A 22,697-nucleotide genomic window follows, 5' to 3' on the forward strand; every position below is an offset into this window, starting at 1 on the left:
TCCGTTTGATTTCGAGTCAATCGCCTTCAACCGGACTCGGCCATCTCTCCGTTAAAAAATAATACTTTATATATATTTATATAATTGTAAATTAAATTCCATATTTCATATTGATGGCGGAGAGGGAGGGATAAGCTACGCTGAACTCCGTTTGATTTCGAGTCAATCGCCTTCAACCGGACTCGGCCATCTCTACCGTTTTTAAAAAAAATTATTTAACTTGCCTTATTTAATTTACCGAATTCGTAACTCAAATAGCCCCTCGGTATTTCTCCCGTAAAATGCGCAACGACATATCCATTTTTATTTATAATAAACGATTGCGGTATTTCATATATATTCCCGTATGCTTTTTCGATAGAATAATCTGCCATGCCTATCGGATAAGTTATGATGCCGCCTTTAAAGGTTTTTACAAAATGCATCACATATTTTTTCCCCTGATTATTAACGGAAAGGCCGATAATTACAAAACCGTCTTTTTTATGCAATTTATAAAATTTTTCAAGCCTTGGTATTTCGTCCCTGCACGGGGGACACCATGTGGCCCAAAAATTTACGAGAATAATTTTGCCTTTATAATTTTTAAGGGATAGAACCATGCCCTGATAATTTAAACTCGGGACAGAAAATTGGGGAGCCTTCACCTCGCTCCCTGACTTTTTAACGCCGTTTTTCCATAGCAAAGAAGGCGCTTTAACTACTAAAATAGAAACGACGACAACCGCCGCCACAAAAATTAAAGCCTTAAAAATTTGAGAATATTTTCTATCCATTATTTATTAAATCCCCCTTATATCTTATGCTTAAATATATTTAATTAATAATTTACTTTTGTAAATTTTAACATAATCTTACATTATTATCAAAAAATTATTAATGCAATTTTTATTGGCCTTTAATTAATTTTTAAAATTTTAATTTTTATGATATATTAATCTAAAACTAAAGTTAATTGACAAAAGAAGCGGAGGTCTTATTTGATGAAGGTAAACAAGGCAATCTTCCCTGCCGCAGGTCTTGGAACAAGGCTTTTACCCATTACAAAATCTATCCCGAAAGAAATGCTGGTGTTAGTCGATAAACCGTTAATACAATACGGCGTCGAGGAATGCATAAGCGCAAAAATTAACGATATAATCATTGTAACGGGCAGAGGAAAAACAGCCATAGAGGATTATTTTGACAGATCAATCGAGCATGAAATTATGCTAAAGGAAAAGGGGAAACACGATTTGTTAAAATCCGTCAATGATATTTCCGATCGTATCAACCTCACATATACCAGGCAAAAAGAGGCATTAGGTTTGGGGCATGCAATTTTATGCGCTCAAAACATGGTCGGAGAGGAACCGTTTGCGGTAGTTTTAAGCGATGATATAATAGACTCCGATATTCCGGTAATGAAACAAATGATAGATATATATAAAAATTACAGGTATTCTATTTTAGCCGTTCAGAGGGTGCAGGACGAGGATGTTTCAAAATATGGAATAATACAGGGAAAGGAAATAGCAAAAGGGCTGTTTAAAGTCGAAGACCTTGTCGAAAAACCTGAAATTAACGAAGCCCCTTCTAACCTTGCTATAATAGGCAGATATATTTTAATGCCCCAAATTTTTGATTTCATAAGCAAAACAAAGCCCGGGAAGGGCGGAGAAATTCAACTTACCGATGCCATTAAATCTCTTCTTTCCATTCAGCCGGTTTATGCCCTTGAATTTGAAGGGGTAAGATACGACGGCGGGAATAAACTTGACTTGCTTAAGGCTCAAATAGTGTACGGGCTAAAAAATGCCGAACTAAGGAACGGACTTATAGATTTTATTAAAAAGCTGGATTTTGTTTAAATTTGTTTTGATTTTTAACGGAGAGCGGCTACATGGATTTTCTTGATGAAAATGAAAATTTTAATAAAAAGATAATAAAATTCAAAAAAGAAGTTGAAAGATTGTTTAATTATCTTTTTGGATCTTTTTCGCTTGAGGAATCGGCCTATTCCTTTAAAACAAATGGTCCGCCGATAGATATTTATATAAATCGCAGTAAATTAGCAGTGGAAATAGAACTGCCCGGGGTTTCTAAGGAAAATATTGCCATCGGCGTTCGCGACAATATTCTGGCAATAATGTGGAAACTTGAGCCCAAAACTAATTCTAATATCAATTTTTTTTGTTTGGAAAGAAGATTCGGAAAGTTTGAAAAATTTATACTTCTGCCGATAAGCCCCGCCAAACATTTTGTTAAGGCTGTTTTATCCAACGGGGTTTTAAAAATAAGCTTTGAATTAAGCGATATTTTTATCCACTCGGATGTGGGAATACCTATTCATTATGACGAATCTTAGGATTATAAAATATATAAAATATAAAGGCGTAAGATTAAGATACAGGCTTTGGTTATAACAAATTATAATGAACAAATTTTGAGAATTTATAGTATAATAATATTATAATAATAGATATTTATATATTAGATTCTATTAACACATATTCTATACGGGAGCTTCCAAATATGGTGAGAGCAAATCAAAAAGATTTTGAAAGTTTATCGGACAACATCAGTGAAATTGCGATTGGTAAAGGCGAAGGCGCTGACCAACCCAATTTAGCCGAAGAAATTCAGGTACCCGAAGTTATCCCGCTACTCCCCATCAGGGACCTTGTTCTTTTTCCTTTTATGATAATTCCTCTTTTTGTCGGAAGAGAAGCATCCATTAAAGCGGTTGACGAGGCTATAGCTAAAGACCGGCTGATACTTTTATCCGCTCAGAAGGATATTGTCGTCGAAGAACCCTCGCAGAACGATATTTATGATGTCGGGGTTGTTGCGATGATAATGAAAATGCTTAAACTTCCTGACGGAAGAGTTAAGATATTGGTTCAGGGCATATCAAAAGCTAAAATCGAAACATTTGTTCAAATAAAGCCTTTCTACCTTGTAAAAGTATCAAAGATAAAAGAAGAAAATATTGTCGATATAACGCCTGCTATCGATGCTTTAATGCGAAATGTAAAAGAACAGCTTGAAAAATATGTTTCTCTGGGAAGACTTCCATCGCAGGATATATTAATAATATTAGAAAATGTCAATAATCCAGGAAGGCTCGCCGATATAGTGGCGTCTAATTTGGGATTGAAAGTGGAGGAATCTCAAAAAATATTGGAAGATTCCGACCAAATAGAAAGACTTAGAAAGGTTAACGACATACTGGCAAGGGAAATTGAAATTCTCTCTATGCAGGCCAAAATCCAATCCCAGGCAAAAGAGGAAATGACAAAAACCCAAAGAAATTATTTTCTCAGGGAGCAACTCAGGCAAATAAAGCAAGAATTGGGAGAAACGGATGAAAAAACTCAAGAAATAACGGAATTAAGAGATAAGATACTTGCGGCCAAGATGCCGCCGGATGTTTTGAAAGAAGCCGAAAAGCAGCTTTCAAGATTAGAAACGATGCATCAGGATGCCGCCGAAGCATCAACCGTTAGGACATATTTAGAATGGCTTACCGATGTTCCGTGGTCAAAGAAAACAAAAGATAATTTGAACATAGAAACGGCAAAAAAGATATTAGATGAGGACCACTATGATTTGGAAAAAATTAAGGAAAGAATACTTGAATACCTCAGCGTTAGAAAACTCAATAAAAAAATGAAAGGACCTATACTGTGTTTCATCGGACCTCCGGGCGTCGGCAAAACATCTCTCGGAAAATCTATCGCGAAAGCCATGAATAGAAAGTTTATCCGGGTTTCACTGGGCGGAGTGCATGACGAGGCCGAAATTAGGGGGCACAGAAGAACTTATGTCGGGGCTCTTCCGGGAAGAGTTATTCAGGGCATTAAACAGGCAGGGACTAACAATCCTGTCTTTATGATCGATGAAATAGATAAAATAGGCACCGATTTTAGGGGCGATCCATCCTCCGCCCTTTTGGAAGTATTGGATCCGGAACAAAATTTTTCGTTTTCCGACCATTACTTAAATGTTCCGTTCGATTTATCGAATGTTATGTTCGTTGCCACGGCTAATGTCGCCGATACTATACCTTCTCCGCTTAGAGACAGAATGGAGATTATAAATTTATCGGGATACACCCTTGAAGAAAAAGAAAAGATTGCGGAAAAATATCTTATTTCAAGGCAAATAAGAGAAAACGGGCTAAAAAAGGAGTATATCGAATTTAAACCAAGCGCTATCAGGACTATTATCTCTGGATATACGCGGGAAGCCGGCTTAAGAAACCTGGAGCGCGAGATTGGAACCATATGCAGAAAAGTGGCAAAGCTGATTGCCGAAAATAAAATTAAAAAATATACCATAACCAATAAAAATATCCATAAATATCTTGGCACTATAAAAATCCTTCCCGAAGAGGAAAGACAGAAGGATGAAATCGGCGTTTCCACAGGGCTTGCATGGACCCCGTTCGGAGGAGAAATTTTATACATAGAGACCGTGCTTGTTAAAGGAAAAGGGGGATTATCGCTGACCGGCCAGCTTGGCGATGTCATGAAAGAATCGGCGCAGGCCGCCCTCAGCTACGCAAGGTCAAAAGCCGACGAACTTGGCATAAAACCGGATACATTCGAAAAAAACGACATTCATATACACATACCAGAAGGGGCAATACCTAAAGACGGCCCGTCGGCTGGAATTACTATGGCAACATCTTTAATTTCCGCCTTATTAAAAAAACCGGTTAAAAAAGATATTGCTATGACCGGCGAAATTACTTTAAGAGGCAATGTTCTTCCTATCGGAGGATTAAAAGAAAAGTCTTTAGCCGCTTTGAGGGCGGGCATTAAAACAGTTTTGATACCGGAGCGAAACAAAAAAGACCTTGAGGAAATTTCTCAATTAGTTAAGAAAAATTTAAAATTCGTACCGGTTAGACACATGGACGAAGTTATAAAACAAGCAATAGTCGGAACATTTAACTCAAAACCTGCCGGTAAAATAAAATCTAAGCAGGCAAGTAAAATAAATTAAAAAGTGAGGGCGAAAAAAAAAGAAGTACTAAATGAAACCGAGTTAATAAGAGAGATTGAAAAAATAAGCCTTATAACCCAAAAATTTAATAAATCTATAATTATCAAATCTATAGGTGATGATTGCGCTATTTTCAGAGATAAAAACGGCATGCTTGTCAGCACCGACAGTATAACGGAAAATGTTCATTTCACGCTTAAGTTTTATAGTTTTTATGAAATAGGTTCCAAGTCTTTGCTCGTCAATTTAAGCGATATAGCCGCAATGGGAGGCACCCCTCGTTTATTTACCTTATCGCTATTTATTCCTGATTATGTAAATGAAGAAAATATTAAAGAAACCCTTTACGGCGTGGTCGGCGTTGCAAAAAAATACAGGGTTTCGCTTATAGGGGGCAATATATCGCGGGCATCCGAATTTTCTATATCCATAACGATTATAGGCGACTATAAAGACGACAATGTCATAAAAAGGGGTAATTCAAAAATAGGCGATGCGGTTTTTGTTTCGGGAGAAATTGGAAATTCATGGATGGCGTATTATTTGCAAAAACATGGGAAGCATATCGATAAAAACTTCGTCAACCTCGAAAATTTTGAAAAAAAAACCATCGAAAACTTTATAAACAAATTTAAACTTCCTACCCCAAGAATTAAATTAGCTAAAGAATTGGCTGTAAGAAAACTTGCGAATTCCTTAACGGATATTAGCGACGGTTTATACAAAGATATTTCCAACATTCTAAGACTTTCTCAGGGGGTCGAGATTTGGATAAACGAACTGCCCGTTAATGAAAACCTGAAACACATTGCAGAACTGTTAAAAATTAGGAAATGCGCGGACAATATTATATCGTTCGGCGAAGATTATGAACTTTTGTGGACAGCCGACGATAAAAACGAAAAAGAGGTTTTAAACTTATCAAGCAGGCTTGGAATCAAGATTAAAAAAATAGGGCGTGTCGTAAATGGAATTAACGGAATTAAGTTTCTAAAAAACGGCGTTGCATATCCTGTTAAAGATTCGACTTTTAGGCACTTATAATCCTCTTTTGCATCTTTACATTGCGCATCTTTATGAATACATAAAAACTGAATGTTTTTATCGTAAAAATTAATATTAATTAAACATAAATATAATATATACTTAGCAGATGTATCTCCTATCCTATCTTTTATTTTTTATTTTATTTATCGCAATTTCATCGATTTTTTCCATTTCCGAGTCTTCCGTTTTCTCATTGACTCAGGCAGATATAGATGAATTAAATCTAAAAAAAAAGAATAAGATAATATTCCTGATAAGAAAATCATCCATATTTCTTGTGATAATTTTAATCGGGAATATGACCGCCAATGTTATAACCGCAAGTTTCGGATCGATAATTTTAACAGAATATTTTCACAAAATACCAGAAATTTATTCTATTATATCAATCTCCTTTACCCTCATTATTTTAGCCGAAATTATTCCAAAAATTATAGCGCTAAAGAAACCCGTAGAATTATCTTTAATCGTTTCGCGTATATTTTATCCTGCCATTTTTTACGCAGAAATCTTAATGGATAAAATTGGGATTAAAGGAAAACAGTTCCAGCTAAAAAAGGATGAAGCTATTTCCAACGAAGAACTGAGAATGATAATAGAAATCGGTAAAACCGAAGGCGAAATAAAAGAAAAAGAATACGAGTTTCTTAAAAATTTCTTAAAACTTTCTTATTTAAAAGCCGGTAATATTATGACAAAGAGGGATAATGTTTTCGGATTAGATGTAAATACCCCTGCCTTAACCGCGGTGAAGCTTATCGAGGAAAACCATTTTTCCCGCATGCCTGTATATTTTAGAGAGAAAGATAATATCATAGGAATACTTCTCGCCAAAAACATACTTTCCAGAATGTACAATCTTGGGGAGGAAAAAAGAACTCTTAACTCTTTTTTGATTAAGCCTTATTTCATACCGTCGTCAAAAAATGCCCTGGAACTTTTCAGGGAGCTTCAAAGAAAAAAGATTCATATTGCAATTGTAGTAAACGAATACGGAAAAATGACGGGCATTGTTACTATGGAAGACCTGCTTGAGGAAATATTTGGTGAAATAGAGGATGAATACGATGTTCAATAATCCATATCTTATTTATATAATTATAATTATTGCCTCAATATTTTTCGAAGGATTTTTTGCCGGGTCGGAAATCGGCATTATAAGTTTTGACAAGATTAAAGTAAAACACAAGGAAACTCAGGGAAATAAACTTGCTAAATTTTTGCTTAAAATGACAAAAAGGCCCGAAAGCACATTTTCTACTTCCCTTATCGGAAACAGTGTCGCTTATACGACAGCTTCCATTTTAGCAACGGCTATTATATATCGATATGCCCGCTCTTACACTCCATTTATCGTGGCAGTTATTCTTACGCCTATTATGGTAATTTTCGGCGAAATTATTCCAAAAATGATATATAGAAGACATGCAAATAGCCTGATGTTAAAAAGTATCCCCCTGCTTGCCGCCTTTGGGGTTATATTCTTTCCGATCAATATTATTTTTATAGCTTTCTCCAAATTTTTAAATGTAATTTTTAAAAGCAAATCTAAAAATGTATTTTTAACAAAAGATGAACTTATAAAAGTCCTGACGATAAGCGGCAACATAGAAGAACTTAAAGAATATGATAAAAAGATTATAAAACGGATATTCGATTTTAGGGATAAAACCGCTAAAGACATTATGATCCCGCTAATCAATGTGGTGGCGGTGGATGAAAAGGCAAGCGTAAAAACCGCAAGGCAAATCCTGGTAGAATCCAATTATTCAAGAATACCCGTTTATAAAGACCGTATAGATAACATATCCGGCATTGCATTTGCTTTCGATATTTATAATATGGAAAATATGGATAAGGTAGTAAGCGATATAGCTAAGCCTGTTCTTTTTATACCGGAAACGCTAAAAATATCGACAATAATGATTAGGATGCAAAAAAGCCGCCAGCAAATGGTCGTAGTTGTGGATGAATATGGGGGGGCATCGGGAATAGTAGCCTTTGAGGACATACTGGAAGAAATAGTCGGAGAAATTAGGGACGAGACCGATGAAGAAGAACCCATGTATAAAAAGATAGGCAAAAATACTTATATAATAAATGCAAGGCTTACATTAGACGAATTATCGGAACTTTTTAATTTAAAAATAGAAAGGCACCCGGAAGCAGATTATGAAACCGTCTCCGGTTTGATAATGGATAGACTCGGAAGAATACCTGTTCCGGGCGAAAAGTTCACAATAGATAATCTTACCTTTACAATAACGCAATCAACAAGCAAATCATTAAAAGAGGTAATTTTAAGCTATTGATAAACAGTTAATAAATATTAAAATGTTACCCGTGCTTTCACTTTTAATTTTTTCATTTAATTTACTTAATTTAACTTATTAAGTTAACTAATGCGCAACAGCCCTGTCTATCATCTGTTTAAATGCATTTTTAGGCGCTGCCCCAACTATCTGGTCCACCACTTTTCCGTTATTAAACAAAATAACCGTCGGTATCCCTCTTATCCCATATTTACCTGGAATAACCTGATTTTCATCAACATTTACCTTGCCCACTTTTATGGTGCCGTCATAATCCGATGCCATCTCGTCGATGATAGGGGCAACAGCCCTGCATGGAGCACACCAAACAGCCCAAAAATCCACAAGAACCGGTTTATTAGATTGCAAAACCTCTGTTTCAAAATTGGCATCCGTAAAGGCTAAAACTTTTTCTGAAGCCATAATGAGTAAATCCTCCTTAAATTTTAATTTTGTTTAAATGTCCCTTTGTTTCATAAAACAGGCTTTTATAATTTTTATACACTAACCCTCTGTTCCGATCTCAAAATCAAAGAATCCGCTATTTTATTAAATACGGCTTTTACCTCCGGATGTATATCTTTTGTCATAATGGGTTCACCTTTATCGGAGAGCTCGCAAATTTCTTCTACTATGGGCACCTCGCCCAGAAAATTAACGCCTAATTTTTCGGCAGTTTTTTTAGCGCCGCCATGTTTAAATATATCCGAACGCTTATTGCAATGGGGGCATATAAAATAGCTCATATTTTCGACTATGCCAAAAACAGGAACATTAACCTTATCGAACATACCCAACGCCTTTTTGGCATCTATAAGGGAAATATCCTGAGGCGTGGAAACTACTATGGCAAAATTTATCGGAACGGTTTGGACTAATGTAAGCTGGATGTCTCCCGTTCCAGGGGGAAGATCTACGACTAAAAAATCGATTTCGCCCCATTCTACATCTTTTAAAAACTGCGTCGTGACCTGCATAACTATAGGCCCTCTCCAAATAGCGGGAGCATCTTCCGGAATTAAAAATCCTAAAGACATAAGTTTAATCCCAAATTTTTCTACAGGTATTATTTTATTTTGAGAAGTTAAATCGGGTCTTTTGTTTATGCCCATCATCGTGGGAATACTCGGACCATACAAATCTGCATCCATAAGGCCCACTTTTTTACCTTGCTGCGCCAAGCTGATGGCTAAGTTGACGCTAAATGTGGATTTTCCTACGCCGCCTTTACCGCTTGCAACGGCAATAATATTTTTTACGCCGAAAATAGGGGCTCGCTCCTCAAACGGATTTTTATTGGGCTTACCTCCGTTATCTCCCGAAGAACACCCGCAAGAAGATTCTTCCCCGCTTTCCTCGCCGCAGCCGCACGAAGAACCGTGCTCTTCGTTATCCCCGCATCCGCATCCGCCGCCTTCTTCAAAATCATAAGCCCCGTCTTCGCTATCCGCGTTAAATTTATTCAATTCCTTTTCATCGTCATGATTATGCATAAATACCTCTTTAGTTTAGTTTGATTATTATTTAATATTAATTCTATTAATTTAAGTTTGTGGGTATTACATTATATTTAAACATAGCCATATATGTTATATATAAATATTAATATATTTATATTATCATAGCTTTTTAGTTGTTTCAACCTAAAAATCTGATTACACGGTATTGGCTATTTTAAACGCATCCATAAATGCGCTGACGGAAAACTCCGCCCTGCCCGGACCTGCCTCGCCGTACCCTTCAGGAACGGGTAAATTGTACTTATAATGGAGTTCATGCCATTTGAGAAGCAGTTTAACATAATACTCAAGAGGAGCCGATGAATTTCCCAATTTCCCGAGCTTGCTTGTCTTTTCGGGGCACCATGTGGTGTACCTCGGTATAACATTATTGGACATAAAAAATTCCAGCCCCTCTCCCGTTGAATTAATGGCGTCGTCTATGCTTTTAAACCCGTAAGGTTTGGAAAGTTCGACTCCCGCAACAAAATTTGGAATAACTCTGTATTCCCCGAATATAGACACGGCATCCACTATTCTTTTTATCCATTCATCTCTTCCGACAAATTTGGACTTTCCGGGACAAATATTATCAAAAAGCCCTTTATCCCAGACCTCAAAGTTGGTATGATAAATGTAAGCTCCTGCATCCTTAAGTCTTTTAAGGTTTTTTGCATCGTGAGCCTGAACGACAATCTTGCTTATCCATTTGCCTTTGTATTTATCTTCTATGGCTTCTAAAAACCTGACATAAAAATCTATCTCCGTATCTCCGTTAAATTTAAATTCATCTATAATGCTTCCTCCAGTCAATGTATAAGCCTTAGATTCGGAATCCTCCGATGAGCCGATTATGCCGAGAGCATCGATAATGTCGTCTATGGATTTTACGGCGGAATAGCTTTTGTTTGTTTTCTTTTGATTTACGTAATTTGAGTTCATATCGCAAAATGCGCATTCGCTCTTATTTTCAAAATACTGGCACATTCTGAAAACTGCGAGATATACTAAGTAGCCCCATTCGATAGTGGGAGCGATATCCCTGACCGATTTCCCTGACGGGGTTTTTTGCAGCATGTAGGATTTTTCGGGTGAAAAAATAATATCCCCTATAAAATTATCGTCAAGAAACAGGACATATTTGTTCGCAGCCGCGTCAAACTTAACCCTGTAAGGGGAAGATTTATTAATCCTGACGGAGATAATAGTTCGTTTTAGGTTATATATCCCGCTTTGAAGGGCAATTTCTTCCGGATATTTTTTTGTGATTATATCGTTATCATTATCTATGTTAAAAGAAAAAATGAAATAAGATTTGCTTGAAAAATTTTTAACATCCGTTAACGGTTCGAAGAAAATCCCCTGTCTTAATATGTCTTCTTTTATGATGGCTTCGGGGTTTAATAAATGGCCGTATTCTTTAATGAAAAAGTCCAACTCGCCTATATGTTTATTTACCATAGTCTTTTATTTTATTACTTTAAGAAAAAAAATTCAATCGATAAAATTTTCCCTTTACATAAACGGTAAAAAAATATTATAATGTAAAATATATATATAAATATATTATTCTAAATTATACAAAAATAATTTATTGATTTATTTAATTAATTATTTATTTTTAAGATACTTTAATTTTTGGTTTTAATAATGAATTTTGTGCTAACCTGTATTCTTAATTTAATTTATTTTATTTAATTGAGGATTTATATTATGAAAACATTGCAAGCTAAGCTATATATTCTTTTTAGCTTATTTTTTCTTAGCAGAGAAAAATTAATCAAAGACACTATATCGATAATACCGCCGGAATATAAAAACATTGCATATTTAAGTGATATAGAATTCACTATTTTCGCGTATTTTTCTTATAAATATACCCATTCATCCGCAAAAGAAAAAAAGAATTATGAAAAAAACGGCATAACGGTTTCCTATAAAGAATTAAACAGATTATATATCTCAACGCCGCATCTCGCAACCGTGCTTAAGAGTTTGCAAGACAATAAGCTCATCAATAAATCTACTTTAAGCGAAGATAAACGCAAAACGAATTACATCCTGCCTTATAGCGAACTTAAAAAATTTAACGAGATAAATATAAAAGCTCTTCAGTTTTGCGATTTCAATGAAACCGACACATATATTATCAATAATTTAATAAAGGGAACGATAGCCCTCCTTAAAAGCAACAAGATAATTAATGACGAGCAGGAAAAAAACCTTGACGATTTTTTAAATAAATCCGATAATTATTTTAAATTTTATTATGTAGTGCTTGCTTTATGGACAAGCAGATATCTCATAACCAGTTTTCAGATTAAATTAATGGGACCGTCAGAATTTATGGTTTATGCACTGATAATAAAATTTTATATTAAAAACGATAAAAAACCTATTACAACTAAAAAAGTTAAAGAAGAGACAGGCCTTGCCCCTTCTATTATCAGTCAAAGTTTCAAGAAGTTCATCGATGAAGACATCATAACAAGAAAAGAAATAAATAAATTTAAAGTATATTTTTATATCAATAAAAAAAACCTTGAAAAAAGGCTTATGAATGATACCATAATAATCGATGAAATTACTAAAAATTTCAAAAACGAGGATGAGAAAAGTTTCGAAAAACTTGTCGATAAATTAAGCACCACCCTGACAGGTAAATTAAACAGTTTAGAAATAAACAAAGTATGCCTAAACAAAAAATGCGGAATGGAAATCCCGTTGATGCCCGGACTTAAATATTGCCCTTATTGCGGGGAAAAAGTTGCTTAAAGAGGTTTAGCCATTTTAACGGGAATAATTTATATATTAGCATCATATTTACTGGGAAGCATCCCCACCTCTGCCATAGTTGCAAAATTTAAGGGGGGGATAGACCTGACTACGGCGGGAAGCGGTAATCTCGGCGCAACAAATGTTTCCCGGGTTATAGGAAAGAAATTTGGTTTTGTTACGCTGGTAATAGATGCGGCAAAAGGGTTTATACCGGTATTTTTGGCAATAAAATTATCCCATCTGCCTTTATTTTTTTTATCTTTAATAATTATAGCCCCCGTAGTAGGCCATTGCTATTCGATATTCATAAAATTTAAAGGCGGGAAAGGGGTTGCTACGGCGCTGGGAGTATTTCTTGCCATATCCCCCGAAGCGGTTTTAATGGCTTTTTTAATATTCTTAGTAATATTATTTTTTTCAAGGTATGTTTCGCTTGCTTCGATGATAAGCGCTTTTTTGATGCCGTTTTTAATATTTTACACTCTTAAAAGCATTTACCTGTTTATTGCATCCGCCTTCATAGCAATTTTAATAATATACAAACATTCCCCTAATATAAAGAGGCTTTTAAACGGGGCGGAAAATAAGATAAAAAAATAAATTTTTTTATCTTATTTTACTTTACCGTAACCAATCTGGAGCTTAATGCCGTAATTACATTGTTGACTTTAATGATTGCCTCGTATATGTAAATCTTCGGAGCAGATTTTGGAATCGTAACAGGCAAAACGGTTTTGTAGTAACCTTCCTTTTCAATATTGGTGCTTGTGGCATGATTATAAAAAATCTTTCCGTCTAACCCTTCCAATATTCTTGTTTCTTGAATGGAATGATTTTTGATATTATTGGATGCCCCGATAACATTATATTCCATAATTAACTTAATCTTATTACCGGCCGTTACCGATTTGGGAGCGGTATATATTTTCAGATTGGATATTAATACGCCTTTAACCTCTTTAAAGTTAATTTTTGGAGCGGCAGCGGCAGGATCATAAATAAACTCATTGCTTGCCAATTTATAGGGGGTGTTAAGCATAGACATTCCTCGAATCTTACCCTCCCTTGTGACAACATACTTTCCTGTTACATAGCCCACGCCGTAACCTATAGATAATCCGGCGGCAGTTCCTATTATTGCGCCAATCGGACCTCCTGTTAACGCTCCTATTACAAAACCGGTGCCTGCTCCAAATAATGCCCCTGTGGTTCCGCTTGCCGCAGTCGCCCTTGAAGTTGCGCATCCGCTAAGAGAAGACGAAGCAATAAAAATCGAGAGCAAAAGGATGATTGCTATACCAAATCTTTTTTTAATATTAATTTTATTATTTTTCATGTCCCTAAAACCTCCTTTATCTTAATTTTATGGCTATATGCTACCCGCGCATCTTATTACTATATATAATGTGCAATGCAAACTTATAAACCGCAAATCAGCTTAATAATATAATAAATTTATGCGTGTTGCAACAAAAATCGTATTAGAATCGTGTAGAATAGTGTTAATACCTATACCTCCCTCCCCGCTGTTTTCGGAATAATTATATCTTATTTTATTCCAAAAATCCGGCGGGTGGATACAATATTAAGATTAAGAAGGCACTTTATGGAAAGAGTGCCGATTTCGCAACTTTATTATTACTGCAAAATGAAAGGCGCGTTTTTGGTTATTAATGCCGTCAGCGTATATTCGCCCGGACCCATTATGAAAATGCTCAATGCTACGACAAATTCGGTTAAAGCATATTCGTAACCCCCGTTCAAAATATTAAACCCGTGCGGCAGATGGAGTATAAATATCGCGCCGAGCATTACAAGCATTATGTTTAACGCCCCTATTCTTGTCAATATTCCGCTTATCATCGCAAGGCTTCCAGTCGTTTCGGCTATGCCTACCAATACCGCTATAATGATTGGGAAATGCATATACCCTGCAAAACCGGCTATACCTAGTCCGTCAAACCAATCAAATAAAATTCCCGTCCCATGGTAAAAAAAACTGAGAAACAGCACAAACCTTAAGAAAAATAAACTTATGGATTCTTTTTTCATTTTTGACCTCTTTAATTAATTTAATGTTTTTAAATTATAATTTTACCTTTCTTTCTTTCACCCGGCCGCCGGTCATATGTCCGCGGCCGGAGAAATTAATATGTTTTACTTATAACTTTATCCTCTTATCTCCTTCATAAACATATAAAGCATTTGGTCCTTCTTCATCCTTTATGCATTGATGCGAACCGTCGCAATAAGGCAAGTTCTTTGATAGCTGGCACCTGCAAATATAAATTGGAAACTCGCCCTCCTTAATTTCTAACGGTGAATTTTCGGTAATTTTTTTTAAATGAGCCATTCGATTTACCTCCTTAATAATCTTTGATTTAAATTTTAATTTAATTTACTTTAATTTAATTTAAGTTACTTTAGGCGCCTTATCCCATGGATACGATAATTATAAGTTGTTAGGTATATTATGTCAATTAGGGATTTTATTATTATTAAGTATATTTTTATATACTTAATTGACAATATATATTAAAATGTGGTAATATAATCATATAATTATAATGATTACAAGTTTCGAAATTCACTACTGCTTGCCATGCGCCGAGATAACATTACGATAAATTATTATATTAATATTTGATAAATTTAAATAACTATGGAAAATAACAAAAAGGAAGCTTTCTGTCCTGCGCAGGAAGCCTTTAAAATGCTTGCCAATAAATGGTCTTTAATTATAATTAAAGAACTTTCCAGCGGAAAGTTAAGATTTAATCAGATTAAGAAAAAAACGGAAGGGATTTCTGCCAGAGAATTATCTAAAAGGCTTGAAGTTTTGGAAGCTATAGGAGCGGTTAATAGAAAAATTATAAATGTTAAGCCTATAATGGTTGAATACAGTCTTACGGAAGCAGGTAAAGAGCTGGTTCAAGCAATAGAAATAATTCACAACTGGACAATTAAAAATAAGAAAAATATGAAAATATAGGGCAAATCGTTTTTAAAATTTATGTGATATAATTTAGTATAGTTGAATATGCGAAACGAAATAACATAAAATAAATCAATTTCTTTAAATTGGAGGCTTGAAATGTTTAAAAAGATTTTACTATTTTCGATTATGCTCTTAATGGCAGCCATTTTCACTTTTATCGTTAAATCCGAGGCTAAAATGATGAATGGAAAAGGAATGACGAAAATTGAGAAAATGAGAAAATTTAGGAAAATGGTGATGTTTTTTAAGCGTCATTCGCTGGGTTTTATTCCCATTTTTTACAAATATCACCCTGGACCGATGTGGGTAGTGAAGCATGCAAAGGCCTTAGATTTAACCCCGGCTCAGATAAAAGAAGGCAAAGTTTTACAAAAAGAGATGTTTCAGAAAACCAAGGTTGGAATAATGGCATTAAAGAATGCGATAAGGCAATACAGGACGGCAGCCAAACAGGAAAATCCCAGCATTAAAGGACTGATAACGGACGTTCAAGCCGTAGGGAACGCCGAAACCTATCTAGGCTACGAAATGATCCCCTTCCACATAAAAGCATACCGCTTATTAAATGCTTCGCAGAAAATAAAATACACAAGCTTAAGAAAAATGATGCTAAAAGCATATAATATGAAAATGAGGCATAAAATGATGATGATGCGCGGAATGATGAAAATGCTTCGCGGAAAAATGAAAATGCTCCATGAAAAAATGATGATGATGAATAGATAGATAGATAGATAGATAACAATTAACGCCCCGCCTAAATTTGTGGCGGGGCGTTAATTTCTAAGAACCGCCATGAACTCGTGTATTTCTTGCTATTTTAATCATTTTTTCTATTTTATGCATTAAAACTACCTCCCATATTATATTTTAAAATTACATCCCTAAAAGGTATACAACGTTTTTGAGTGGTGCGCCCAGAGGGATTCGAACCCCCGGCCTGCAGATTCGTAGTCTGACGCTCTATCCAGCTGAGCTATGGGCGCTTTTAGATTTGCAATATAGCAAAAATTGCGGTTAAGGCAGTTATGTCGTTAGCGTGCTTGTTATTACTATACTTTAATAATTGATTTTATATTATTAATTATATATAATAGTTCGGCATAACGCAAATTAAATAATCATTTTTTGCCGTTTTACATCATTCACTTTTTACCTGCCCCCGTAGCTCAGAAGGATAGAGCAGAGGTTTCCTAAACCTTTGGTCATCGGTTCGATTCCGGTCGGGGGCACCAGTTAAAAACAATCATATTCTTTAAAACCACCTTTATTATTTGGAAGTATTGCTTTCAATATCCATAAGGACTAAAATAAGCTCTGCATACGCCCATATCAATAAGAATATTAAGATTGATACAATAATCCCTCCGATCAGCGAAAAGAAAAATGAAGATATCGCCGAACCGAAATTGAATCCGGAAGAACCGTATAGCGCGGCCATTTTCCCTGCCTCATCAGCCCATATAAACGACATAATAAGGGTGCCGATTAAACCGGCAACAAGGTAAATTAAGGCGATAATTTTAAGAATGAAGGCGATAAGGGAAAGTGCGGGATATTTTGAGTCGTTCTTAAATGTACCTTTAAGTTTAAAATACGAAATGTAATTCATGGATGCCTCCTTATCAGGTTTTTAATTGTTATTTTTATAATTATTAATATTATATAATAAAAAAAATATATTTAAAGAAAAAATTTTGCTTTTGCGATACCTTTGCATTATATTATCATTAATAGAAAAAAATAAAAAAGGTATTCACGATGATTAAGAAAACCGGTCAAATCCATATTTTATCAATTAATTGCGGAAGTTCTTCCGTAAAATTTTCAATTTTCGAAATATCGGGTTCTTTGGATAAAAAAAATCCATTGTTAAACGCAGGAAGAATTTTTTCGGGGATAATAGAAGAAATCGGGACTAAATTTGGCGAGTTTCATTTCAAAATAAAAGACAAAGAAGATTTTGGAAAATTAAATTTTAAGGATCATTCCGAAGCAATAAATTTTATGATTCATAAATTAGGATTTAATATTGCCAATTTAAATATTAGCATTGTGGTTCACAGGTTTGTTCATGGAGGCGATGGATTTAGAAAACCTGTAATGGCCTCCCGAGAAAATATCGTTAAACTAAGCAGATTAAATGAACTTGCCCCTCTTCACAATCCTTCTAATTTAAAAGGGCTTGAGATTGCGTCGAGATACCTGCCTCACGCAAAACAGGTTTGCGTTTTTGACACCGCTTTTCACCATACCGTTCCCTTGTATGCAAGAATATATCCCATACCGCTCGATTATTACAATAGATATAAGGTAAAAAGATACGGATTTCATGGAATTTCATATTCTTATATAAATAATTTATTAAGTTTGAATAAAAAGGATATAAAAAAATTGATTATCTGTCATCTGGGCAACGGGGCAAGTATTTGCGCCGTAAAAAACGGTGTTTCCGTTGACACATCGATGGGTTATACCCCTTTAGAAGGCCTTATGATGGGAACGAGATGCGGCGATATAGACCCGTCCATACCGTTTATTCTTAAAGAAAAACTTAATGTTTCATGCGAAGAATTATACGACATTCTAAATAAAAAAAGCGGGCTTCTCGGCATATCCCAAAAAACTTACGATTTTAAAGAACTATTGACTTATAGCGATGAAAACTCGAAACTTGCCTTTAAAATGTATGCATATAGAATAACTAAATTTATCGGGGGGTATTGCGCCGCCCTGAACGGAATAGACGCTCTGGTTTTCACCGGGGGGATAGGCGAAAATTCTTCCCTCCTAAGAAAAAAGGTATGTAAAAACCTGGCTTACCTTGGCATAAAAATAGATGACCTGAAAAACAAAGAGGCTTCGGAATATTTCAATAAATTTGATTGCCATGGAAAAATCAAAATAAGAAAATCGATAAAGTCAATAGGCATCGGAAAAATTCCCGTTTTTGCCGTTCATACCGATGAGGACTTTCAGATGGCGAGCGAGGCTGTGAAGTTGCTATTTTATAAAAAACCGGCGGCAACTTAATAAATTTAAATTGCCAAAGTTTATATATTTTAATATACCGGCTACCGGCCTTTATTTATTATTTATTTTATTTATAAATATTTTCTTCCGCGGGGAACGAGCCGTTTTTTACCTCTTCTTTATAGCTTTTTAGCGCATTAACGATTAATGTTCTTGAATCGGCAAATTTCTTAACAAATTTTGGAGGTTTTTTATCCAGCATTCCGACCGCATCATAAAAAACAAGAACCTGTCCGTCCGTATATCTGCCTGCTCCTATTCCTATTGTCGGTATGGAAACATTATTCTGGACGCTTAACGCAGCCTCTTCGGGCATAGCTTCCAGAACTATCATAAATGCGCCTGCCTTTTCAAGCGCCACGGCATCATTGACAAGCCTTTCTATCTGGGATTCGATTCTTCCCTGAACCTTATAGCCGCCTAAAACATTTATGAATTGCGGCATTAATCCTATATGCGCCATAACGGGAATGCCATTTTCGGCTAATTTTTTTATGGTCATGCCTGCCGTCTCTCCGCCTTCTATCTTAACTCCGTTTGCGCCGCTTTCTTTTAAAATCCTGCCCGCATTAATCAAAGCCTGCTCTGGACTAACCTGATACGACATAAACGGCATATCGCAAGCGACAAAAACATCCGTTAAGGCACCCTTAACGATTTTAGCGTGGTAAATCATTTCTTCCAAAGTAACGCCAATAGTATTATCCTTTCCCTGAACGGTGGTTGCAAGAGAATCTCCCACCAACACTATATCGACGCCCGCTTCTTTCGCAATGCCCGCCGATATATAATCGTAGGCGGTAACCATCACGATTTTTTCTTTATCTAACTTCATTTTAATGAAGTCTGCTATTCCTTTCACTGTACAAAAAATATGGCTTGCGGTTTATACGATTTTGTTTAAAATATTGCCTGTCTGATTGACTCCGGCAGTAATCCGGCCATTGCCGTTATATTGGGTATTCGCATTGCCGTTGCCGTTATTGCCTGCATTAATATTGGATGTTGCATTTTGATTAAGGTTAGCAATGGACTCGTTTAAGGCGTTAACCAAACCCTGATTTATCGTTTTTACGGTGTTTAATGCCAAAGCGGCAGTTTTGTCGGCAACATCGTTAGGACCGGCAATATTTTGATACTGCCCGTTCTGGGCATACGATTGATTGTTATTAAAAAGCTGCAAGGCGGTCGGATTGTTATTTAAACCCTGAATCATTATAGCTAACGCCCCCTTTAAAAAATTTTAAAATTTAAATTGCCGTATTATTGTTTATTAATTAATATTCTAATTTATATATTACCACAAAAAGACGGATTGTCAAACGAGTTTACGCTCTTAAGGCGCTTAACGCCGGTGCCGCTAAGCGCTAAACTTGACATACTTATCTTTTGGACAGCCACAGACAGGGCATTTTTCCGGTGCTTCGGCCCCGACATGGGTATGGCCGCAAACAGGGCAAATATAGACGGTTCCCCCGTCAAAATCCTTTCCCGAATCTATCAGTTCTTTTGCCTTTTTATAAATATCCCTGTGTATTTTTTCAGCCTCTAATGCATAATGAGTGGAGCGCACGGCTTCTTTTTCATTTTGAAATTTTGCGACCTCGTAAAAAACGGGATACATCTCCTCTATCTCGTAATCCTCCCCGTTGAATGCGGCGCTTATATTTTCGCTCGATTTCTTAATGCCGCCCAAAGCCTTTAAATGATTTTTGGCGTGGACAAGCTCGGCGCGGGCAATAGCCTTAAAAACATTTGCCAGTTTAGGCTTGCCTTCATTTTTAGCCTCTTCCGAAAATATCATATATTTGACATGTGCCTGGCTTTCACCTGCAAAAGCAGCTTTTAAATCGTCTTCCGTCATCTTTCTCATTTTTAATTCCTCCATAAACGGTTATTTATTATTATTCAATAGTAAACAATAATTATTATTGTTTATAGGCATTATATCATAAAAATGCCTCAAATATGAATAAATTAATAAAAGTATATGCTGGATAGGGCTATATAATAATTTTTTAAATATCCAAGATATGTTCTTATAAGCTGCCTATATTTTTCATAGTTCTTTACCGAAATTAGGGGAGCTTTGGATTCAAACGCATAAAGGCAATTTAACGTATTTTTATTTTTTGAGTAAGAACATTCGCCGGAAGCCGTTCCTGCATTATTGCTTAATTTTAAAACCGCCGGCAAATAATAAATATTAGATTTTTTGGGAAGTTTAATAGTTATTTTTGCGATATGTTTAAATGGGTAGCCCATTACCATCGGGTAAATCCTGCGGGACTTTAAGACGGTATGAAGAAGCCCTGTGTCTTCGGGTATTATCTGATGAAATATTACCTTATCGCCTCTTGCCTGCCCATAGCGCTTATCTGAAAATTTCATTTTTAACATAATATTTTTATTAATATTATTAATATTTTTATATCTTAAATGCTCGATATTGGCTCCCGGAGCAAAATTATATAAGAAACCCGCCGCTTGAATCTTTTTTTGGTACCCGCTTGCATCTTTCAAAGACGATCTTTTAAAATTTGAATAAACCCCTTTATAAATAACTATAATTCTCCCGTTCAGCCGTCCGTTTTTGTCTATTTTTCCTCTGAATTTAAACACTTTTTCATTCATACCCGCTTTTTGAGCGGGAAGGGTTATAAATTTGTACCGGCGGCCGGATAACAGCTCAACTCCTTTTCTGCCTGATATGCTAAACGGAAGGCTAAAAGCCTTATATGAAGATGAATCCGGATATAAATAAAACCGCTTGCCGTTAATTTTTGTCCCGACAATTACGGAATCAAACTGTTTTGGGGAAACGGATTTGATATTTAAATTTGATGTATTTAACGATGTTACGAGAACGGGAAATGCGCGGACACCCTCAATATTCAACATTGTTATTAAAAGCGAGGCTAAAGACTTTGAATCGCCGTATCCGTTGGAAAGAGTGAAGGATGCGGGCTCAGGATTATAGCCGTTTATGCCGTAGCCTATCCCGACATATCTGAAAGATTTAACGAAATCGTTATAAATTGAAATTATTTTTTCTTTTTGCGCATTATTTTTATTCTTAATGCCGCCTATACTTTTTTTGACAAATCTTTTAATTTTTTTATCGGCTTTTTCGGACTTTATGAACAGCTTATTTATATGATTCAGCAATCTGCTCCACGAGGTATAAGTGGAAACAGAAATATACTTTCTATAATTTTTTAAAGGGGGCATATAGGATTCTTTTTTTATAGCCGGAATATTCTTAATACGCAAATAAAGTTTTATATATTTTTTGTTTTTTATATTTATGGCTTGTTTTACGACCGAAGATTTATTAACTATATTATGCAGATATAAATTAATATTTAAGCCGGCAGGATAAATTAAAGTAAAGCCCGTATCTTTAACGGGAATGGTGCGGGTAAAATAGTCCGAATAAAATGCTCCGTTTTTAATAAGCGGCTTAAAATTATAAAGTTCGTAAGAAAAGTTTATTATCGAACCGTCGGAGGCGGCAGGCATCGATAATGTTAAGTATTTTATATTTGAATATATCGGATATTTTATGGCAATGCCTGGCGAAACGACATTAACGGCATGCTTTCCTACCGGAATCTTGAACATTCCCTTAAGAAGCGTATAGGCATATAACAGCTTAACCTTCTGATATTTAGTAGAAAACGGAATAATGACTTCCGAAAATCTGTTTATCCCCCTTTGCGACAATATTTTTATGGATTCGCTGACATAAATTTTGGCTTGATAATTTTTATTTAGTTTAAGAATGACATTTTTTTTAAGCAATTCAGCCCCAAATTTTTTATATTTAAATTCCTCATTGGGCTTATTCGTTTTATTTTGGCGGATAATACCAAGAGCAAAAGAATTTACAGGATTTATAAGATTCAAACTGCTAATAATAATTGAAAAAAGAACCAAAAACAGTGATAATTTTAATGTCCTCATTACTTTAGCCCCTTACTAAAATTTAAACTTATAATAAATTAATGATACTTATAATTAATATAAAATGAACTT

23 protein-coding genes and 2 tRNA genes are annotated in these 22,697 nt (G+C 35.3%); 12 read left to right on the forward strand and 13 right to left on the reverse strand.

Annotated elements, in window-relative coordinates; translation table 11 throughout:
* Positions 1-215: 215 nt before the first annotated feature.
* Positions 216-776, reverse strand: a complete 561-nt coding sequence (locus EVJ47_01580; protein RZD14995.1) for a TlpA family protein disulfide reductase — start codon at positions 774-776, stop codon at positions 216-218.
* Positions 777-983: 207 nt separating this feature from the next.
* Here EVJ47_01580 and galU point away from each other — a divergent pair, with 207 nt between their 5' ends.
* From galU to EVJ47_01610, 6 genes are all read left to right on the forward strand, one after another.
* A complete protein-coding gene (gene galU / locus EVJ47_01585; protein RZD14996.1) occupies positions 984-1,850 on the forward strand; it encodes a UTP--glucose-1-phosphate uridylyltransferase GalU in 867 nt (288 codons plus the stop codon).
* Between the two features lie 32 nt (positions 1,851-1,882).
* Complete coding sequence (locus EVJ47_01590; GenBank protein ID RZD14997.1) at positions 1,883-2,347, forward strand: Hsp20/alpha crystallin family protein; 465 nt, start codon at positions 1,883-1,885, stop codon at positions 2,345-2,347.
* Positions 2,348-2,514: 167 nt separating this feature from the next.
* The gene (gene lon, locus EVJ47_01595; GenBank protein ID RZD14998.1) at positions 2,515-4,992 is read left to right on the forward strand and encodes an endopeptidase La; all 2,478 of its coding nucleotides are present in this window, start codon (positions 2,515-2,517) and stop codon (positions 4,990-4,992) included.
* Positions 4,993-4,995: 3 nt separating this feature from the next.
* A complete protein-coding gene (gene thiL, locus EVJ47_01600; GenBank protein ID RZD14999.1) occupies positions 4,996-6,036 on the forward strand; it encodes a thiamine-phosphate kinase in 1,041 nt (346 codons plus the stop codon).
* 109 nt (positions 6,037-6,145) lie between these two features.
* Positions 6,146-7,117, forward strand: coding sequence for a DUF21 domain-containing protein (locus EVJ47_01605; GenBank protein ID RZD15000.1), 972 nt, complete (start codon positions 6,146-6,148; stop codon positions 7,115-7,117).
* On the forward strand, positions 7,098-8,351 hold the full coding sequence (locus EVJ47_01610; GenBank protein RZD15001.1) for an HlyC/CorC family transporter: 1,254 nt from the start codon (positions 7,098-7,100) through the stop codon (positions 8,349-8,351). The genes EVJ47_01605 and EVJ47_01610 overlap by 20 nt, the downstream gene beginning before the upstream one ends.
* An 87-nt stretch (positions 8,352-8,438) precedes the next feature.
* Here the strand turns inward: EVJ47_01610 and trxA are convergent, their stop codons facing one another.
* The 3 genes from trxA to EVJ47_01625 form a co-directional block, all read right to left on the reverse strand.
* On the reverse strand, positions 8,439-8,774 hold the full coding sequence (trxA, locus tag EVJ47_01615; protein ID RZD15002.1) for a thioredoxin: 336 nt from the start codon (positions 8,772-8,774) through the stop codon (positions 8,439-8,441).
* A 74-nt stretch (positions 8,775-8,848) separates the two neighbouring features.
* On the reverse strand, positions 8,849-9,844 hold the full coding sequence (locus EVJ47_01620) for an ATP-binding protein (protein ID RZD15003.1): 996 nt from the start codon (positions 9,842-9,844) through the stop codon (positions 8,849-8,851).
* 162 nt (positions 9,845-10,006) lie between these two features.
* Positions 10,007-11,275: a radical SAM protein gene (locus tag EVJ47_01625; protein RZD15538.1), complete on the reverse strand. Its 1,269-nt coding sequence runs from the start codon at positions 11,273-11,275 to the stop codon at positions 10,007-10,009.
* 288 nt (positions 11,276-11,563) lie between these two features.
* Here EVJ47_01625 and EVJ47_01630 point away from each other — a divergent pair, with 288 nt between their 5' ends.
* Positions 11,564-12,625 carry a hypothetical protein gene (locus EVJ47_01630; protein ID RZD15004.1) on the forward strand — a complete coding sequence of 354 codons (1,062 nt, stop codon included), beginning with the start codon at positions 11,564-11,566 and terminating at the stop codon, positions 12,623-12,625.
* Between the two features lie 24 nt (positions 12,626-12,649).
* Positions 12,650-13,228, forward strand: coding sequence for a glycerol-3-phosphate 1-O-acyltransferase (gene plsY / locus EVJ47_01635; protein ID RZD15005.1), 579 nt, complete (start codon positions 12,650-12,652; stop codon positions 13,226-13,228).
* A gap of 16 nt (positions 13,229-13,244) precedes the next feature.
* Here the strand turns inward: plsY and EVJ47_01640 are convergent, their stop codons facing one another.
* From EVJ47_01640 to EVJ47_01650, 3 genes are all read right to left on the reverse strand, one after another.
* Positions 13,245-13,964, reverse strand: coding sequence for a hypothetical protein (locus EVJ47_01640; protein RZD15006.1), 720 nt, complete (start codon positions 13,962-13,964; stop codon positions 13,245-13,247).
* Between the two features lie 302 nt (positions 13,965-14,266).
* On the reverse strand, positions 14,267-14,680 hold the full coding sequence (locus tag EVJ47_01645; protein RZD15007.1) for a DoxX family protein: 414 nt from the start codon (positions 14,678-14,680) through the stop codon (positions 14,267-14,269).
* Between the two features lie 109 nt (positions 14,681-14,789).
* The gene (locus tag EVJ47_01650; protein RZD15008.1) at positions 14,790-14,981 is read right to left on the reverse strand and encodes a CDGSH iron-sulfur domain-containing protein; all 192 of its coding nucleotides are present in this window, start codon (positions 14,979-14,981) and stop codon (positions 14,790-14,792) included.
* Positions 14,982-15,290: 309 nt separating this feature from the next.
* Here EVJ47_01650 and EVJ47_01655 point away from each other — a divergent pair, with 309 nt between their 5' ends.
* Entirely contained in the window at positions 15,291-15,620 is a 330-nt protein-coding gene (locus EVJ47_01655; protein ID RZD15009.1) for a transcriptional regulator, read from the forward strand.
* 102 nt (positions 15,621-15,722) lie between these two features.
* A complete protein-coding gene (locus EVJ47_01660) occupies positions 15,723-16,352 on the forward strand; it encodes a hypothetical protein (GenBank protein ID RZD15010.1) in 630 nt (209 codons plus the stop codon).
* Between the two features lie 183 nt (positions 16,353-16,535).
* On the opposite strand, the gene EVJ47_01665 is transcribed toward EVJ47_01660, so the two are convergent.
* Positions 16,536-16,612 (reverse strand) — tRNA-Arg (locus tag EVJ47_01665).
* 172 nt (positions 16,613-16,784) lie between these two features.
* Here EVJ47_01665 and EVJ47_01670 point away from each other — a divergent pair.
* Positions 16,785-16,861, forward strand: a tRNA-Arg gene (locus EVJ47_01670).
* 35 nt (positions 16,862-16,896) lie between these two features.
* On the opposite strand, the gene EVJ47_01675 is transcribed toward EVJ47_01670, so the two are convergent.
* A complete protein-coding gene (locus EVJ47_01675) occupies positions 16,897-17,238 on the reverse strand; it encodes a hypothetical protein (GenBank protein ID RZD15011.1) in 342 nt (113 codons plus the stop codon).
* Positions 17,239-17,387: 149 nt separating this feature from the next.
* Here EVJ47_01675 and EVJ47_01680 point away from each other — a divergent pair, with 149 nt between their 5' ends.
* Positions 17,388-18,659 carry an acetate/propionate family kinase gene (locus EVJ47_01680; GenBank protein RZD15012.1) on the forward strand — a complete coding sequence of 424 codons (1,272 nt, stop codon included), beginning with the start codon at positions 17,388-17,390 and terminating at the stop codon, positions 18,657-18,659.
* 67 nt (positions 18,660-18,726) lie between these two features.
* On the opposite strand, the gene panB is transcribed toward EVJ47_01680, so the two are convergent.
* The 4 genes from panB to EVJ47_01700 form a co-directional block, all read right to left on the reverse strand.
* On the reverse strand, positions 18,727-19,521 hold the full coding sequence (panB, locus tag EVJ47_01685) for a 3-methyl-2-oxobutanoate hydroxymethyltransferase (GenBank protein RZD15013.1): 795 nt from the start codon (positions 19,519-19,521) through the stop codon (positions 18,727-18,729).
* 24 nt (positions 19,522-19,545) lie between these two features.
* Complete coding sequence (locus EVJ47_01690; protein RZD15014.1) at positions 19,546-19,875, reverse strand: hypothetical protein; 330 nt, start codon at positions 19,873-19,875, stop codon at positions 19,546-19,548.
* Between the two features lie 144 nt (positions 19,876-20,019).
* A complete protein-coding gene (locus tag EVJ47_01695) occupies positions 20,020-20,532 on the reverse strand; it encodes a rubrerythrin family protein (protein RZD15015.1) in 513 nt (170 codons plus the stop codon).
* Between the two features lie 104 nt (positions 20,533-20,636).
* Positions 20,637-22,625, reverse strand: a complete 1,989-nt coding sequence (locus EVJ47_01700) for a DUF3857 domain-containing protein (GenBank protein RZD15016.1) — start codon at positions 22,623-22,625, stop codon at positions 20,637-20,639.
* Positions 22,626-22,697 lie beyond the last annotated feature (72 nt).

The organism is Candidatus Acidulodesulfobacterium ferriphilum (genome assembly GCA_004195035.1).
GTDB lineage: Bacteria > SZUA-79 > SZUA-79 > Acidulodesulfobacterales > Acidulodesulfobacteraceae > Acidulodesulfobacterium > Acidulodesulfobacterium ferriphilum.

What these genes read in the sequence shown, in the direction of transcription:
- EVJ47_01700 (RZD15016.1), bottom strand. Translation starts at nt 22,625, where the DNA reads ATGAGGACATTAAAATTATCACTGTTTTTGGTTCTTTTTTCAATTATT.
- EVJ47_01645 (RZD15007.1), bottom strand. Translation starts at nt 14,680, where the DNA reads ATGAAAAAAGAATCCATAAGTTTATTTTTCTTAAGGTTTGTGCTGTTT.
- EVJ47_01680 (RZD15012.1), top strand. Translation starts at nt 17,388, where the DNA reads ATGATTAAGAAAACCGGTCAAATCCATATTTTATCAATTAATTGCGGA.
- EVJ47_01605 (RZD15000.1), top strand. Translation starts at nt 6,146, where the DNA reads ATGTATCTCCTATCCTATCTTTTATTTTTTATTTTATTTATCGCAATT.
- trxA (RZD15002.1), bottom strand. Translation starts at nt 8,774, where the DNA reads ATGGCTTCAGAAAAAGTTTTAGCCTTTACGGATGCCAATTTTGAAACA.
- EVJ47_01580 (RZD14995.1), bottom strand. Translation starts at nt 776, where the DNA reads ATGGATAGAAAATATTCTCAAATTTTTAAGGCTTTAATTTTTGTGGCG.
- EVJ47_01660 (RZD15010.1), top strand. Translation starts at nt 15,723, where the DNA reads ATGTTTAAAAAGATTTTACTATTTTCGATTATGCTCTTAATGGCAGCC.
- EVJ47_01590 (RZD14997.1), top strand. Translation starts at nt 1,883, where the DNA reads ATGGATTTTCTTGATGAAAATGAAAATTTTAATAAAAAGATAATAAAA.
- EVJ47_01610 (RZD15001.1), top strand. Translation starts at nt 7,098, where the DNA reads ATGAATACGATGTTCAATAATCCATATCTTATTTATATAATTATAATT.
- lon (RZD14998.1), top strand. Translation starts at nt 2,515, where the DNA reads ATGGTGAGAGCAAATCAAAAAGATTTTGAAAGTTTATCGGACAACATC.
- EVJ47_01620 (RZD15003.1), bottom strand. Translation starts at nt 9,844, where the DNA reads ATGCATAATCATGACGATGAAAAGGAATTGAATAAATTTAACGCGGAT.
- EVJ47_01640 (RZD15006.1), bottom strand. Translation starts at nt 13,964, where the DNA reads ATGAAAAATAATAAAATTAATATTAAAAAAAGATTTGGTATAGCAATC.
- galU (RZD14996.1), top strand. Translation starts at nt 984, where the DNA reads ATGAAGGTAAACAAGGCAATCTTCCCTGCCGCAGGTCTTGGAACAAGG.
- EVJ47_01675 (RZD15011.1), bottom strand. Translation starts at nt 17,238, where the DNA reads ATGAATTACATTTCGTATTTTAAACTTAAAGGTACATTTAAGAACGAC.
- EVJ47_01695 (RZD15015.1), bottom strand. Translation starts at nt 20,532, where the DNA reads ATGAGAAAGATGACGGAAGACGATTTAAAAGCTGCTTTTGCAGGTGAA.
- EVJ47_01690 (RZD15014.1), bottom strand. Translation starts at nt 19,875, where the DNA reads ATGATTCAGGGTTTAAATAACAATCCGACCGCCTTGCAGCTTTTTAAT.
- EVJ47_01650 (RZD15008.1), bottom strand. Translation starts at nt 14,981, where the DNA reads ATGGCTCATTTAAAAAAAATTACCGAAAATTCACCGTTAGAAATTAAG.
- EVJ47_01630 (RZD15004.1), top strand. Translation starts at nt 11,564, where the DNA reads ATGAAAACATTGCAAGCTAAGCTATATATTCTTTTTAGCTTATTTTTT.
- EVJ47_01655 (RZD15009.1), top strand. Translation starts at nt 15,291, where the DNA reads ATGGAAAATAACAAAAAGGAAGCTTTCTGTCCTGCGCAGGAAGCCTTT.